A 1,083-nucleotide genomic window follows, 5' to 3' on the forward strand; every position below is an offset into this window, starting at 1 on the left:
CGAGAAATTGAGGCTAAAAATTTCTGATTCAATAGCGGGGCTATTTGACGAAGAAACAGGAATTTTCAGACCAATTTATCGCAACCGCAGCAGGACAGTCCATTCTCGGACAGCCTCCCGGGTGCCATCCGCCAGTGTCGCTCCGGGACGGTCATCGGCCAGCAGGAGCGATCGTATTTTGAAAGCTGAATCTTCGTTGGAATTCCTCGCAACACCCGATGGTACAGGTAGTCCGGCTGTTACTCGACATCCCGCCTTGCCCAGCGGTCCAAAATGGCTTGCTCGCTATCAAATTCAGAGGGCGGAGTTGGTATTACCACCAAGCGATGTTCACGGGCAGGGCGCCCGCTCACTGTGGTTGGCAAACCAGGGCGTTCTGCAGCCATTCCGGCACGGGAAAAGGCTGCTTTTGCTGTATAGTCCAGCCCTTTTCCCACCAGGTACCCGATACCTGCACCGACCACGACCGAGCCTGTACCAGACAGGATTCGGTTCAAGGCACCAGGATGCTCGCACGTATGGACTCTTCTTCTGGTGGACCCAGTACCAGTAATGGACTTGTGGTGGCACTGCTGCAACCCAGGCCACAGAGCGCTCCTGCGTAGGTACACGCCTGGACAATATGAGAATCCTGCTGATTGAAGGGGGTAATACCAAGGTGATTCATATACGTGGATACGGTATCACGAATTTCCACAGCAGCTTGCCAGAGGGCGGTACAACCGTGATAGGCCGCTTGTCCGAGGAGGTTTCCCACAGCGCCAGAAGCGCCCGTATATAAGGCACGATTCAGGAAATTGTCGTCGACCGTCATGCACAATACAAGAAAGCCGAAAGCAAGTCCTGTCATAGTACCTGCCAAAGCCAGAGTATCCTTCATGACAGAGGTAGAAATAACAACGTTGGTCGTCGAACCTGCACCTGAGTTGATATTCATAGTCAAGCCGTTATCGGATGGAAGAATCTGACGTTTTACGAGAGGTAGACCTGTAGATGCCCAAGCCAGAAAAAAGTTCCTGCTGGCAGGTAATAAAGGCCTTTTTCAGCACCGCCGGTCGAAGACAAGGAGGCGAATCAGTGGAT

The 1,083-nt window shown here is 52.7% G+C and carries 2 protein-coding genes; both read right to left on the reverse strand.

The window, feature by feature from the left end; all coding sequences use genetic code 11:
- Window positions 1-239: 239 nt before the first annotated feature.
- The gene (locus KDK14_RS06075; RefSeq protein ID WP_257264123.1) at window positions 240-464 is read right to left on the reverse strand and encodes a hypothetical protein; all 225 of its coding nucleotides are present in this window, start codon (window positions 462-464) and stop codon (window positions 240-242) included.
- Between the two features lie 29 nt (window positions 465-493).
- On the reverse strand, window positions 494-937 hold the full coding sequence (locus tag KDK14_RS06080) for a hypothetical protein (protein ID WP_257264124.1): 444 nt from the start codon (window positions 935-937) through the stop codon (window positions 494-496).
- Between the last annotated feature and the right edge of the window lie 146 nt (window positions 938-1,083).

This window comes from Endozoicomonas sp. ONNA2 (genome assembly GCF_024606365.1).
Taxonomy (GTDB): Bacteria; Pseudomonadota; Gammaproteobacteria; order Pseudomonadales; family Endozoicomonadaceae; genus Endozoicomonas.

What these genes read in the sequence shown, in the direction of transcription:
- KDK14_RS06080 (WP_257264124.1), bottom strand. Translation starts at nt 937, where the DNA reads ATGAATATCAACTCAGGTGCAGGTTCGACGACCAACGTTGTTATTTCT.